Raw genomic sequence first — 14735 nt, 5'->3', positions numbered from 1 at the left:
CTTGCCACCCGTGCGGACGGGAAGGTAACAACACCGCCCGGCCGGAGCAAGGTGGGAAAACATTTTCAGCACGTGCGAAACAGCGGACGGCAGATACCCGCCGCCCGGTTTCCGCCCTGTCGGTCAGACGAGTTCGATCGTCACCTCGACATTGCCGCGCGTGGCGTGGGAGTAGGGACAGATCTTCTCATGCGCCGTATTGACGAGGTCCTGCGCCTGCGTCGGGTCCACACCGTCGAGATGCGGCTCCAGCTTCACGGCGATCTGGAAACCGCCGGCCTCACGCGGGCCGATGCCGACATGCGCGGTGACCTGTGTGTCGGGCCCCAGCTTGACGCCCGCCTGCCGCGCGGCAAAGCGCACAGCGCCCTCGAAGCAGGCCGCGTAGCCGGCCGCGAACAATTGTTCAGGGTTGGTCCCCGCCCCACCCGGACCGCCAAGCCCCTTGGGCACGACAAGATTGGCCTCAAGCACGCCGTCCGAACTGCGGATATGTCCTTCGCGCCCGCCCTTTGCCGTGGCAGTGGCGGTGTACAACACGTTTCCGGTCATGACCCATCTCCCGCGCCGATCCGCGGGCCAGCGGAATGCGGACCTTCGCGCGGCGCAGGTGGACTATGACCGAAGTCGGCCCGCGGGCAAAGCGTGGCCGCAACCGTCAGTCCTTGGCGCGCTCGACGTAGGAACCGTCCTCGGTCTGCACCACGATGCGCGTGCCGGTGGAGATGTGCGGCGGCACCATCACGCGCACGCCGTTCGAGAGGATCGCCGGCTTGTAGGAGGACGACGCCGTCTGCCCCTTCACCGTGGGTTCCGTCTCGACGATTTCAAGGGTGACGCGCGCCGGCAGCTCGATCGCCACGGCGTTGCCCTCGAAGATGGACAGCTTGACGACCATGCCCTCCTGCAGGTACACGGCCTGATCGCCGACCACATCGGCGGAAACCGTGAGCTGCTCGAAGCTCTCGGGGTTCATGAAGATGTAAGAATCGCCATCCTGGTACAGATACGAGAAATCGATATCCTCGACGAAGGCGCGCTCCACCTGCTCCGTGGTCTTGTAGCGCTGGGAAACCTTCACGCCGTCGGCGATACGGCGCATATCGATCTGCGTCGTCGGCGTGCCCTTGCCGGGAAAGAAGCTTTCGGCGGAAAGCACGACGCACAGATGGCCGTCGACCTCAAGGATGTTGCCTTTACGAACGGAACTCGCGATAACCTTCACGTGATAAACCTCTGCTTGTCTTCTGTTTCGTGTAACGTCCGGCCAGGGAACGGATACCGAAGGCGTATACCTACGGCTGTCGCGCGCCACCTTACTCATCCCGACAGCAATAGCCAGATGCCTGAGTGCAAAAACTGATGGCCGAAACCGATTTTATCGCCGATTCCCGCGCATTTTTCACGCACGAGGCCCATGGCCGCCGCCGCCCCCGTCTTCTCGCGCGCCAGAGCATCACCGCCCGGCTGCGCGCCTTCTTTGCGGAACGCGGCTTCATCGAGGTAGAGACCCCCGCCCTGCAGACGTCGCCCGGCAACGAAGCACATCTGCACGCCTTCGCCACGCATTTCCTTGACGGCGATCTCGCCCGCCGGCCGCTCTACCTGCACACCTCGCCCGAATTCGCCTGCAAGAAGCTTGTCGCAGCCGGCGAAACACACATCGTCAATTTTGCCCGCGTCTACCGCAACCGCGAGCGCAGCCCCCTGCATCACCCCGAGTTCACGCTGGTTGAATGGTATCGGGCCGACGAGCCCTACGATACGCTGATGGCCGACTGCGCCGCCATCCTGCGCGCAGCGGCGGAGGCAGCGGGCACAACGCGGCTGCGCTTCCGGTCCGCTGAGGCCGACCCCTTCGCCGAGCCGCAGCGCCTGACGGTGGCCGATGCGTTCCGGCACTACGCCGGCATCGACCTGCTCGCCACCATCCCCGAAGCCCCCCTCGCCCCGCCCGACCGCGACGCCCTCGCGGCGGCCGCAGGCGCGGCTGGAATTCGCATCGTCGCGGACGATACCTGGTCCGATATCTTCAGCCATGTGCTCAACCAGCGCATCGAGCCGCATCTGGGACACGGCCGGGCCACCGTGCTTGATGCCTACCCGGCCCACGAAGCGGCGCTGGCGCGCCGCAGCCCGGCCGACCCGCGCCTCTCGGAGCGCTTCGAGCTGTTCGTCTGCGGCGTCGAACTCGCCAACGGCTTCGGCGAACTCACCGACCCGGTGGAGCAGCGCCGCCGCTTCATGCTGGAGATGGACGAGAAACAGCGCGTCTACGGCGAGCGTTACCCGCTCGACGAGGCGCTTCTCGCCCTGCTGCCCGCCATGCCGCCGACGAGCGGCATCGCGCTCGGCCTCGACCGGCTCGTCATGCTCGCCACGGACGCCCGACATATCGAAGAGGTACTATGGGCGCCCCTTTCCATTCCGCAGGCAACAGCATGACCGGCCCCGTGATCGAAAAGCCCCGCACCACGCTGCGCCGCCCGCAGGAGCTGGCCGACGCCGGCTTCATAGGGCCCGCCGCGCAAGCCGCTCTCGAACGGGTCGCCGCCCGCTACGCTATCGCCATCACCCCGGCTGTCGCCGACCTGATCGATAGTACCGATCCGGACGACCCCATCGCCCGCCAGTTCATTCCCGACGCGCGCGAGCTTGATCACACCCCGCAGGAACGCGACGACCCCATCGGCGATCACGCCCATTCGCCGGTCGAGGGCATCGTGCACCGCTATCCGGACCGCGTGCTGCTGAAGCTGGTGCATGTCTGTCCTGTCTATTGCCGCTTTTGCTTCCGGCGCGAGATGGTTGGCCCCGGTCAACCGACCGCGCTCGGCGAGGAGGCATTCGAAGCCGCCATCGCCTATATCGCCGCGCATCCCGAAATCTGGGAGGTCGTGATCACCGGCGGCGACCCGCTCGTCCTTTCGCCGCGTCGCCTCGCGGCGGTGACGGAACGGCTCGCGCAAATCGACCACGTCAAGGTGCTGCGCTGGCACACGCGCGTGCCGGTCGTCGCGCCGGAGCGCGTCTCGCCCGCGCTGGTCGAGGCTCTCAGGGAGGCCGGCAAGGCGGTCTACGTGGTTCTGCACGCCAACCATCCGCGCGAACTCGGCTGCGACGCCCGCGCCGCCTGCGCGCGCCTCGTCGACGCCGGCATCGTGATGCTCAGCCAGTCCGTGCTGCTGCGCGGCGTCAACGACGACGCCGGCACGCTCGGCGCCCTTATGCGTGCCTTCGTGGAGAACCGCATCAAGCCCTATTACCTTCATCACGGCGACCTCGCCCCCGGCACCGGCCATTTCCGCACCGGCATAGACGAAGGGCAGGCGTTGGTGCGCGCGTTGCGCGGCCATTATTCGGGCCTGTGCCAGCCGACCTACGTGCTCGACATCCCCGGCGGTCACGGCAAGGCGCCACTCAACCCCTGCGCCGCCGAAAAAACCACGGGAGACGACACTTGGCACGTCACCGATTTTCGCGGACACACGCACACCTATCCGCCGGAGTGAACGGCAGGCGCCCCCGGAATATCGCCCCGTCCCATCTTAATCGGCCGTCGGCTTGCCGCTGCGCAGCGCTTTGATGCCGGAGCGGCGCGCCTTGTCATCGAGCCGGCGGCGCGTTGACGCCTTCGTGGGCTGTGTCGGGCGGCGGATCGGTTGACGCTTCGCCGCCTGACGGATGAGATCGACGAGTCGCCGCAGCGCCTCGGCCCGGTTGCGTTCCTGTGTGCGGAAGCTGCGCGCCTGAATCACGATCACGCCATCGCGTGTCAGACGCTGCCCCGCCAGTTCCATCAGCCGCGCACGCACATCCTCCGGCAGATTGGGAGAGCGGCGTGCATCGAAGCGCAACTGTACAGCCGTCGCCACCTTGTTGACGTTCTGCCCGCCCGGTCCAGACGCCTGAATAAAGGTTTCCTCGATCTCCGCTTCGTCGAGCGCGATGAAATGCGTGATCGGGATCATGTCCAGAGTCCGGGGCCAGCGCCGGCAGCCGCGCTGCCTCCATACCGAGCGTATAGCAGAACGGCGCGGGAGAAAACAGGATGCCTCCCGCGGAAGACATCCTCCCGTCCGCCGCCCTTACGGCGAAAACATAAGATCTAAAGCGATTTGAACAACAGGCCCCGTTTAAACTATAACGCAAACCGCTTTAGGAACGATCGAGCGGCGGCCTGGCGCCTGCGGATCAAGCCCCCGCGACCTGCTTAAGAGCTGCCGCCGCCCCCTTGAGCGAGAACTTGAACTCCGCCGTGCGGCCATCGATAAGGGTAATCGTCGCGGTCGCTTCGTCGCTCGCGGTCACGTCCTTCAGGAAACCGGCATCGGCGGACGTGGTCGCATCGCACTGGCGGGGCGAGCACGCGGCATAGGCCAGTTTGCGCTCCGCCGCCTTGCCGACCCTGAGCGCGACACCCGCGCCGATCTGCACACCGGTCGGCGTCTGGATGACAGCCGTCAGCTTGTCCGAAGTATCCTTGCCGATTGCCCAGACCAGAACGATGTTGCCACTCTGGTTGTCGGCGACGCGCAGCACCGCCGTGCAAGCGTTCTTCTTGTCAGCCACATCCTGACAGGTGACGGTCCATGAGTCGTAAACCGTCGTCTCGATGCGCTGGGGCGCGCTCGGGGTCGCGTCACCCGCGGCTGCCTTCTGCGCCAGGGCGGCGCCTACTCCGCCAATGCCGGAAAGCACCAGCATGCCGCCGGCGACCGCCACCAGGGAGATACCGGCCAGCGCCATCACAACCATCTTCTTCATCACCGGAGCCTCTTTCATCTTGCTCACTGCGCAAGGACGCATCTTGCGACCATCTGGCCGCATGTCCGCGACACATGTAGCACATAACGAGACGAAAGCGACATTAAAAGCTGCCTGACCCTGAAAATGGCCGTATGCCGGCGGCTTTACCGACATATATGCCTTTCAGTGATCAGCGGGTAGGCAGTTTCAGGCCCGTCGATTCCCCGGAAAGGTACGGACGTTCGAACCGGCGCCGGTCATGATAGTCGAGCGGCTGGCCACGCGCCGAGTCGGCGACATAGTTCGGCACACGGCCTCCGCCGTGTGCCGGCCGCGCATAAAGGAAGCTGTCGTCCATATGCTGGTTTTCCCGCGCCAGCGACTGCGCGGCAGCGGGAAGTGCCGTCAACACCGCGGCCAGTGAAATAGCCGACGACAGGGCCAACGTGACAGCCAGGGCAATCGGTGAGCGAACCATGCGATCTGTCCTTTCAAAAACGACATTCGACAATCGATACAAGGAATGGCGGAAAATACAATTGCCGCCAGTGTGCCGTGGCCGGATCCCCGCTATCCCGATAGTCCGTCTTCTCGCGGAATCGCCGAACTGGTCCGCCTGCGGCATCAAACCCGTAACGGAGCGCCGTTTTCGGATCAATTTGATACCATAAATCAATAGGAAAGCGGGGATTGCGCTGCCGCAATCCCCGCTCCCGACCGCTGATGGCAGCGAGCCCGGCGCAAGGCGCCCGACCCGCTCCCGCTTGGGACCCCGATCAGAACTTGACCGAGAAATTGCCCCTCACACCGTGATCGCCGACATGGTTGCCGACTTGGCCGTTGTAGCTCACGCCCAGCGTCGTGCCGGTTGCGATTTCGACGTCCAGACCGACACCCAGGACGAGCGCGTTTTCGGCGATCGGCGCACCCGTGACCGTGAACAGGTTATTGCTGTTCGCGGAGATAAATGCCGACTGAGGATCAACATCGCCGAACGCATGCCGCCAGCCGATGGTGCCGGAGGCCGTACCCTTGATGCCACTCAGGTCGAAGCCCTTTGACAGGCGGACGCCGAGTGTCGAGAAGCCCGTTCCTTCGTTGTGTCCAAGCGACCGCAGCGCAAAGCTGGAGCCGGCGAGCGCACTGCGCTCGACAAAGTTGTCGCTGTTGTGGTGGACATAGGCGAGGTTGACGAACGGCTCGACAGCCGCCCCGTTGAAGTCCAGCGCGTAGCCGACCTCACCGTAGAGCTGCAGTGTGCGGGCGTCGTAAGTTGCGCTGGCCGTATCGCGCAGGCCAAGGCTCGGGACGTTCAACTCGCGCCGCGTATCCAGACGGTGCCACGTGTGGCCGAAGCCGAAGCGCAAGCCAAGGTTGCCGAACTGCCCGCCGCCGTAGACGGCGAGGTTGTAGTTGTCGACGTCCGCCTTGCTCATGTTCGACTTCGATTCGATGTCGGACTGGGCGTAGCCGCCCGCGACACCCAGACGCCAGGCATCTGCGATCCCGGCGTCGAAGCCGAGGGCGAAGCCACCGGTCGAACGGTCGAGCTTGGCCGTGTTGCTGGTGCTCTTCGTCTCACCCCACGAACCATAGGCCTGACCCCAGACCGAGAGGTTGGAACCGGTCGGCGTCTGGACGACCTGTCCCGGAGCCGCTGTCGTCGATCCGGTCAGCGCCGCACGGGTGCGGTTGAGGGTAGCCTCGCGCAGATGGCGGCTTTCGTCGATCAGCACGCCCTTGGCAGATGCGTGCACCTCGCCCGAGAGCTGGTTGAAGGCGACACGCACGTCGTTGACCTGATCGTTCGATGCAGAGGCAATAGCGTCGTAGATCGGATCCACCGAGCTGCGTCCGTCGATATCCTCCCGGTCGAGAGCGTTGGCGACGGCGTACTGATTGGCGGAGAGAGCCACTGTGTTGAAGGCACGATCACGCTGGAGGTAGAAGCGGCCCTCGCGACCCGCGGCCTCGGCCCGGAAGCCCGAGAACAAGCGGCTGTTACCGACTTCCCACACCCGCACGGCATCATGTGTCGCGAACGTCACGCCGTTTTCGGCCGTCACGAAGGTGTAGTTGTTGCCGAAGGTGTAGCCGCGACTGTCGGACAGAGCGAGCCCGACCTGCGCGCCGTTCGGCGCCTTGGCGAACACGGCCTGACCGTCCGGAGTTCCACCGGCCCCGGCGAGAACCTCGATCTTGTCGCCACGTTCGAACTCGATCAGGCCACCGTTCTGGACCAGTGCGCCGACGCGCAGCGTGCCAGGGGAGTTACCGGGCTTCAACCTGCCGCCTTCGACGACCAACGTTCCGATATTGACGCCACGGCTGCCGGTGGTGTCGGAGAATAGGCCCTCAAGGGTACCGTCCGGACCGACTGTCACCTTCTTCGCCTGGCCATTGACCCGCAGCAGGCCGCCCGTCACCTCGAAGGTGGCGTTGGAGAACTTGCCGGTCACGTAGAGTGTGCCTTCCTCGACGAACCCGGTCTTCGCGTAGTCGCTGTTGGCCGAGAGTGTGAGCAGGCCAGCACCCTTCTTGACGAAATCGGACTCGCCGCCGACCGGGATTGCGATGGTAGCCGAACCATCGGTTATGACGGTCAGCGCAACCCTGGCCTCGCCTTGCGCGGCCTGGAGGTAGAGCTGCCCATTCTGCCCACCCGCGTCCCGGAGCAGGAAGTTCTCGCCGTTAATGGTCAGGCCGGCGATGCGGACGAGACCTTCGATATTGACAGGCTTCTCTTCGGACCCGGTACCGTTGAATACCGCAGTACCGTGGTTCCAGCTCTGGCCGCCGACGAACTTGTCGTTCGTCCAGTTCTGGCTCTGCTCGTCCTTGCCGTAGTCGATCTCCTCGTAATTGCCGTTACCGCCGCCGTTATTGTTTCCGCCATTATTGTTTCCGCCGCCGTTGTTTCCGCCATCGTCCTTGCCTCCCGGCCCGGATTTGGAGTTCAGGACCAGGCGGCCGTTCGAAATCACGCCGAAGGTGAAGTTCGAGTCAGCATACCTGGCCTTGACCGCGTCGGAGATGACGAGTTCGCCGCCGGCGTAATTGGCGTAGTCGAACAGGTAAAGGTCCACGCCGCCGTCGCCGACCGTGTAACCGGCGGGCAGATCGAGTCCGCTGAGCTGGCCGCCAAGCGTGACATCGGCACCCTTGAACACCGACACGGACGTGTCAGCGCCTTCGGGCAGCGTGACCTTTACTTCTGCGGTCGAGGACAGGGTAAGGCTGGTGACCGTCAGCGTGTGGCCGAAGGAGCCGTGCAGGACGCCGTCGACGACCAGCGTGCCGATCCGGCCTTCGCCGTTGACCTTCAGACTTGCGCCCTGTTCGACCGAGATCTCGCCGTCGTAGTTTACCTTGTTTCCGCCGGCGAAGACGTAGTTCGACTGGCCTGTCTGGCCGATATACTGGTATCCGTTACCCAGTTCCAGCTTGCCGTTACCTGTCAGTTCGCCATTGAGGTGGGCGGTGCCGAGGGCGTAGATGCCGGCCCAGGCGGCGTCTTCGGTTCGGCTTTCGACGTTTTCGACCCTGATAGCGCGGTTGGTTGTGAAGCCTTCGGCGAGGCCGAGGTAGCCGCTGCTTTTCAAGGTGATCGCACCGGCGGCGTCGCCGAGGACACTATCTGTTGCGGCAAATAGCGTGCCTTCATCGATGATGGTGCCGCCCTTGTAAGTATTGGCGCCAGTGAGATCGAGACGTCCCGTACCGGTCTTGCGCAGACTGGCTTCGCCGGTGAGGATATTCTCGATCGTGGCCTTTCCGGCCGCGATGTTGATTGTGGTCTGCTTGTCCTTGTTGCCGTTCAGCGCGAGGTTTGCGCCGGTCAGCGTCCATTCTTCCGTCCCCGTGGACACGCCTTCCTGACCGAACTGGAGGCCGTTCGTCAGCCAGTTTGCCTTGGCGTCCGTGATTTCGGACCCGGGGATGTCCACCACGTTTATTGTCCCCCCCGCGGCCACGGCGGTACCGTCCGCACCGATGACGCCGACGACGACGTGATTGGTGAATTGATGCAGGTCGCCGCGCTTCTGGCCGGTGGTGTCCTGCCAGTCAGTGCCGCCGGCCGTCCAAGTGCCGACTCCGGTGGTTTCGTCGACGGTGCCGTTCCAGACGCGGACGGCGTCGACGTCCTTGACGGAGACGAGGTCGAGGGTTTTGCCGAGGTTCGACTTCTGGATATCCTGGCTGTCGATGCCGGTGCTGAAGTTGCCGATCACGCCGCCGGTGGTGGTGGCGACGCGGTAGAGGCCCGCCTCGCGTTCGCCCGAGAGCAGGACGACCTGCGTGTACTCGCCAGCCTTTGTGGCGCCAGTGAGCTTGCCCTCGATGTTGAAGTAGGGCTGCGCAGCGGCGACAACGTGGGACTGGAAGGCGCCGAGTTCGAGGGTCGCGCCCTTGGCGAGGGTGACGTCGCCCTTGACGCTGAGCGTGCCGGCCCTGTCGCCGAGCAGGGTGCCGAACTGGCCGATGTTGACAGCCGGCGCGATGATGTCGCCGGAACCGGCGAGGCGGGCTCTCTGAGCCGCAGTGCCGTTGACAGTGACGCTGTTGGCTGTGAGGGAGCCCCGGAAGGTCCGCGTGTCGTCCGTCGCGACCTGGACATCCGCGGCGTCGACACGCAGCGTGCCGGACGTGACGTCGACGGTGCCGACCTTGCTCGCGTTGCCGACGAGGCGCACTTCCTTGTCCGCCGCGGCGACGACGAGATTGCCGGCGAGAGCCTCCGGATTTGCCTCACTGTCTGCGCCTGCGGTGAAGAAGCCGAGGATCCTGCCCCAGAAGCCGTCTTTGCCGGTTTCCTTGACTGTGAGCTTCGCCGTGCGCTGGCTGGCGACGTCATCGGCGGCGCCGGACGCTATCTGGACGGTGCCGGCGTCCAGTTCGTACTGCTTCGGATCGAAGGAGCTGTTGCCGTTGACGGCGTCCAGCTTTTCGACGACCCGGGCGGTGCCGGCGAGCGCGGTGACGGTGAGATCCGCGCGGTCGGCCTCCAGCTTGCCGCCGTTGACGGTGTATTTGCCCTCCCGGAAGTTGAAATCGCCTTCCGACCTGAGCGTGCCGGCCTCGATGACCGTGCCGCCGCCGTAAGCGATGCCGGCGTTGGCGAGGACGAGCGTGCCTTCGCCCTTCTTGACCAGTGCGCCGGTGACGGTGTCGTACTGGCCGAGCGCGTTGCTGCCGATGGTGAAGGTCGATTCCGCCGCGATGTCGAAGCCGGCATCCAGCGCGGCGTTGGCGCCACCCCAGACGAGATTGAAGCCCGTGTCGTCAGCAAGAGCGGCGGCCGTGAGGCCGTTGCCGATGCCGAGCGCACCGCCGGCGAAGGTGACCGTGGCGGTGGCGCCAAGCTGCTCGACCTTCGTCACGGCGAGAGTGCCGGCCTGCAGGATGTTGTCGACCTGCGCGCCGGTGCCGGTGCCGGCCAGAACCAGCTTGCCGTCGCCCTTCTTGACGAGCGTCACGGTGCCGGCGCCGCCGTTTTGCGTGATGTCGTTCTCCAGCGTGAAGCTCTTGGCAGCCGCGATGTCGAAGCCGCTCGCGAGCGTGGCGTCAGCGGCAGCAGCGCCCGCGAAGCGGATGAGCTTGCCAGCATTGAGCGCGTCGTTGGACGACGCGATATCGCCCGCGTCGCTGGGCACGCTGATATCGCCGGAGTCGATCTTCAGGAAACCTCCGGCGAGCGTCACGTCGCCGTCACCGAGCTGGCCTGCCTTCGTAACCGCGACCGTGCCGCCGGCAACCGTGAGGCTCTTGTTGAGGTTGGCGCTGTTCGTCAGCACCAGCGTGCCTTCGCCCTTTTTCACGAAGTCGATAGCTTCGATCTGGTCCTTGAGGGTGAAGGTGTTGGCGGCGTCGAGGATGGAAAGGCCGGAGCCGCTTCCGGCAAAGGTGAGGGCCAGAAGATCGTCGTTGACAAGCTGGGTGCCTTCGATCGCCAGCGTGGCGGTGTCTTCCAACCCACTGCCGACGAGGACCGTGCGCTTGCTGTCGGCCGGCGAGGCGCCGGTGCCGAGATTGCCGATCTTCGAAATCTGGAGCGTGCCGTCCCGGATTACCGTCTTGCTGCCCACGCCGCCGTAGGTGTTGTCGCGGGAGAGAACGATGGTGCCCCCGTTCGCATCAAGGATCACATCGCCCTGACCGGAGAGCAGATTTGTGACAGTGAAGGTTTTGCCAGCGCCGGCCGCGTCGATGGAAACCGCCGCGTTGCCGGCACGGGTGAAAACGATGCCCTCGTCGCTGGTGAAGCTGTCCGCGAAATGGACGCCACCGCCGTTGAACCGAAGCGAGCGGCTGCCCTGGGCGCCAATGCCCGTGAGGTTCGTGACGGAGAGTAAGCCCTGCGTCAGGGTGACGCCGCCGGCGAAGGTGTTTTCGCCGGTGAGTTCGAACGTGACCGGGGCGGCGATCTCGACGCCGCCGGCGCCGGTGATCGTGTATGCCCCGTCAGCCGCTGCACCGAAGACGAGCGTGCTGGCCTGATCGACAAGTGCGACCTCGGCGACGTGCAGCGCGCTGGCGGTGTTGGCGAGCCTCACGCGGCCGGCGCCGGCGATAAACAGGGTGCCATCGGTCACGTCCGGCGCGGAACCCGCCTTGCGCACGGCCAGAACGACGCCGTCGTCAGCCGTCGGGCCGCCAAGCGTGACGCTGCGGTTCGTAATCGTGGCGCCGCCGGTGACGTCGATCGTGCCTCTCGTCAAGGTGATCGGCGTGGCATCGGCCGCGGCGCCACCGATGACCAGATTGCCCGTCACGGCGACAGCCTTGTCGGCAATATTGGCTGCGACAAGGTGGAAACCGGCGTCGGACGCAATCGTCAGATCTGCCGGAGCGCCGGCCTTGCCGACGACGACTGCGCCCGCGCCCGCGAGGGATGGGCCAGTGCCAACCCTGAGAGTGGCATGCTTGTTGACGGCCAAGCCGCCTTCAGCGGCAAATTTGCCGGCAGTGCCGACAAACAGGGTGGCATCCGCAGCGGTTGCGCCGGCGTTGCCAACGGTCGTAGCGCCCGCCACGGTCGCGCCGCCGCCGCCCAGCAGCGAAAGGTCGGCGTTCGCGCCCGCAACGGCCAGTGTTTCGCTGACGCTGAACGTGCCGGTGCCGCCGACCGTGACATTACGGCCGTCGATCGCCGCCGTGCCGGTGACGTCCAGCGCGCCCTGCTGAAAGTTGAGGCTGCCGCTCGCGCCGTTGACGGCCAGCGGACCGGTGACGGCAAGGCGCGCGTTCGGGTCGATGAAACCGACACTTGCCCCGTTGTCGATTGTCAGGCCGCCGTTGGCGTTGAAGGTGGCGTTGGCGACCCTCAACAGAGTTTCCACGTCGGCGCCGCCGATGGTCGTGGCGCCCGTTACCGTCACGGTACCGTTGTCCCAGACGGAAACGCCGCTGCCCGTGCCTGCGACGGTCAGCCTTTCAGCGACGTCGAACGTGGCGTTTGTCGCACCGCCGCCGACTTCGAGAGACCGGCTGACAAACGCCGCGCTGCCGCCTACGTTCACCGCACCCTGCTGAACCTTGAAGTCACCGCCCGGACCGGTGACGGTCAGCGCCCCGGCGACGTCCAGACGGGCGTTGGCGCCGTCGACATCGACCGATGCAAGATTGTTGACGGACAAGCCGCTGTTGGCGTTGAACGTGCCGCCAATGATGCGCAGCAGGGCATCCGCAGCCGTTGCGTTTTCCCCGCCTATGGTCGTGGCGCCCGTTACCGTCACGGTACCGTTGTCCCAGACGGAAACGCCGCTGCCCGTGCCAGCGACGGTCAGCCTTTCAGCGACGTCGAACGTGGCGTTTGTCGCACCGCCGCCGACTTCGAGAGACCGGCTGACAAACGTCGCGCCGCCGCCGACGTTCACCGCGCCCTGCTGGACCTTGAAGTCGCCGCCCGGACCGGTGACGGTCAGCGCGCCGGCGACGTCCAGACGGGCGCTGGCACCGTCGACATCGACCGATGCCCAATTGTTGACGGACAAGCCGCTGTTGGCGTTGAAGGTGCCGCCCACGATGCGCAGAAGAGCATCCCCAGCTGTTGCATTTTCAGCGCCGACGGTCGTCGCGCCCGTTACCGCCACGGTGCCGCTATTAAGCAGGATGGCGGCAGAGCTGCCCGCAACGGTGAGCGTTTGCCCGATGTTGAACGTGCCGCCATTATCAACCGTGATGGCCCGGCCATTGTTTGCTGCCGCCCCGGCGACGTCCAGCGCGCCCTGCTTGATGCTGAAGTCACCCGTGGCGCCGGAGACGCTCAGGCTGCCGGTGACCGAAAGCGAGTTGTCAGGGCTGTCGATGACGACGGCGCCGCCGTCGTTGACGACGAGGTCCTTGATATCGTCGGTCTTGCCGACGGTGAGGTTGCCGCCCGCGACGGTGAGGGTGCCTTTCTCGACAGTCAGGCCGCCGTCAGCGTTGATGGCGCCGCCGCTGACCGTGAGGTTGCCGGCCGTGCCGGAAGCTCCCGCGACGCCCAGCGTCGTCATGCCGGCGACGGTGGTGGCAGCAGTGCCCTGATTGGTGAGGCCGGCACCCGCTGTAAGGGAGAGGCTGCCCGACGTGACCGCGAGGGCGCCGGTACCGCCGACCACGAATGTGCGGTCCTTGATAGTGGCACCGCCCGCCACCGACATCTTGCCCGCCGTAACCGCAACGGTGCCGGTGGCGCCAGCAACACTCAACCCGCCGGTGATCGCGACCTCACCACCGGAGATGGAGACGCCGCCATTATTCGTGATGGACATACCACCTTTCGCGTCAACCAAGGCACCAGCGGACTTGACGTCGAGGAGAGCAGTGTTGCTGCCACCGATGTTTGCTTTACCATAGATAGTTGCACGGCCACCGTTCACCGTGACGCTGCCCGACCCGAGATTCAACTGAGCTGCCGCGCTGCTAGTGCCAACAGCCAAAGATGCAGCCGAACCGGTTACCGAGACTGACCCGCTTGTAACGTTGAGCCCACCCCCAGCAGTATATGCTGACGGAGCATCAGCATTACTCGAAGAAATTTTAATAGAACCTGACGCAGTCAGGCTAGTTACACCCACGCTGGCACCTGAACCGCCATTTATTTCAACATAACTTTCAGCCCCCGTTATGTCTACCGTCTGCCCGGAAAAGGATGGCGATTCCGCTCCCGCGGGGCTTAATATGATACGCCCCCCACCAGTGCTAGCATTATTGGTCACCCGGATATCTGCGGTGACATTAATACCGCCTTTATAAATATATAGCACAGCATTCTTCTGACCGGCACTTTGAGCAAGCAATGAAAGCGATCTTATAGTAGTAGTTGCGCTATGGTTATAACCTGGTTGGCTGGCTATACCGCCGCTGATGGTCACATCATGCGCACTTCCAGGGAGGACACCGCCGTGCCAGTTGTTGGGGGTAACCCAGGAACCGTCATATGCCCCCGTCCATGCCCCCGCCTGCGCCCAGGCGCCGCTGGCTGCCACGAGGGCGGTGGAGGACAGCAGGGCCGCAGTCAGCGCGAGCCTTGCGAAACGGCCGGCCGCCGAGGGGCGCGATTCGCCCTTCGTCAGCCCAAGGCCGCCCGCGGGAACGTTTCCGATTCCATCGGACACGTTCCCGCGGGCGCCTGATGAATGCCTGTATTCAACCATTGCGTGTTGCCTCTTCCACTGACGTCCGGCCCGCCCGCGCATCTCACCGTTCGCGCACGCGACCTGACAGATATGTCATAAATAGGCCAGTTTCGTTCATGAAGTATAGATACATTCGGCGTAACAGCACCGCGTTTGAGTCATTATGTGCCATATTGGACACATAATGCGGCAAGAAGGGTGATGCTTCGGCGCATCCGTCAGGGTGGAGCGGCGCGGGAGGCGCGGGCGGGCGCCACAATCGGCGCCCGGCGGCGGCACGGGCATTGCGGCCCCGGCGTTTCCGCTTTATCGCTAGGGAGCGCACGGTTCGCCGTTCGCGTTCAACACCATTCCCGTTCCGGA

8 protein-coding genes are annotated in these 14735 nt (G+C 64.9%); 2 read left to right on the top strand and 6 right to left on the bottom strand.

Going from position 1 to position 14735, the window contains the following annotated elements; genetic code table 11:
- Positions 1 to 123: 123 nt before the first annotated feature.
- Together ACFFJ7_RS01770 and efp are read right to left on the bottom strand one after the other, a co-directional pair.
- Positions 124 to 552, bottom strand: coding sequence for an organic hydroperoxide resistance protein (locus ACFFJ7_RS01770; RefSeq protein ID WP_166949193.1), 429 nt, complete (start codon positions 550 to 552; stop codon positions 124 to 126).
- A 106-nt stretch (positions 553 to 658) separates the two neighbouring features.
- Positions 659 to 1225, bottom strand: a complete 567-nt coding sequence (gene efp / locus ACFFJ7_RS01765; RefSeq protein WP_166949191.1) for an elongation factor P — start codon at positions 1223 to 1225, stop codon at positions 659 to 661.
- 137 nt (positions 1226 to 1362) lie between these two features.
- Between efp and epmA the strand changes: the two genes are divergently transcribed.
- Both epmA and ACFFJ7_RS01755 read left to right on the top strand, forming a co-directional pair.
- On the top strand, positions 1363 to 2445 hold the full coding sequence (epmA, locus tag ACFFJ7_RS01760; protein ID WP_377590555.1) for an EF-P lysine aminoacylase EpmA: 1083 nt from the start codon (positions 1363 to 1365) through the stop codon (positions 2443 to 2445).
- Positions 2442 to 3512 (top strand): lysine-2,3-aminomutase-like protein, encoded by a 1071-nt coding sequence (locus tag ACFFJ7_RS01755; RefSeq protein ID WP_377590553.1) that lies wholly within the window; start codon positions 2442 to 2444, stop codon positions 3510 to 3512. The genes epmA and ACFFJ7_RS01755 overlap by 4 nt, the downstream gene beginning before the upstream one ends.
- A 36-nt stretch (positions 3513 to 3548) precedes the next feature.
- Here the strand turns inward: ACFFJ7_RS01755 and arfB are convergent, their stop codons facing one another.
- The 4 genes from arfB to ACFFJ7_RS01735 form a co-directional block, all read right to left on the bottom strand.
- Positions 3549 to 3971, bottom strand: a complete 423-nt coding sequence (gene arfB, locus ACFFJ7_RS01750; protein WP_377590551.1) for an alternative ribosome rescue aminoacyl-tRNA hydrolase ArfB — start codon at positions 3969 to 3971, stop codon at positions 3549 to 3551.
- A gap of 223 nt (positions 3972 to 4194) precedes the next feature.
- The gene (locus ACFFJ7_RS01745; RefSeq protein WP_377590549.1) at positions 4195 to 4767 is read right to left on the bottom strand and encodes an invasion associated locus B family protein; all 573 of its coding nucleotides are present in this window, start codon (positions 4765 to 4767) and stop codon (positions 4195 to 4197) included.
- A 172-nt stretch (positions 4768 to 4939) separates the two neighbouring features.
- Positions 4940 to 5227, bottom strand: coding sequence for a hypothetical protein (locus tag ACFFJ7_RS01740; protein ID WP_377590547.1), 288 nt, complete (start codon positions 5225 to 5227; stop codon positions 4940 to 4942).
- Between the two features lie 298 nt (positions 5228 to 5525).
- Entirely contained in the window at positions 5526 to 13505 is a 7980-nt protein-coding gene (locus ACFFJ7_RS01735) for an autotransporter domain-containing protein (RefSeq protein WP_377590545.1), read from the bottom strand.
- Positions 13506 to 14735: the final 1230 nt, after the last annotated feature.

This window comes from Pseudochelatococcus lubricantis, assembly GCF_042432495.1.
Classification (GTDB): domain Bacteria; phylum Pseudomonadota; class Alphaproteobacteria; order Rhizobiales; family Beijerinckiaceae; genus Pseudochelatococcus; species Pseudochelatococcus lubricantis.
The sequence above is the reverse complement of the archived record's forward strand: the minus strand, read 5'-3'. Positions and strand labels throughout refer to the sequence as shown.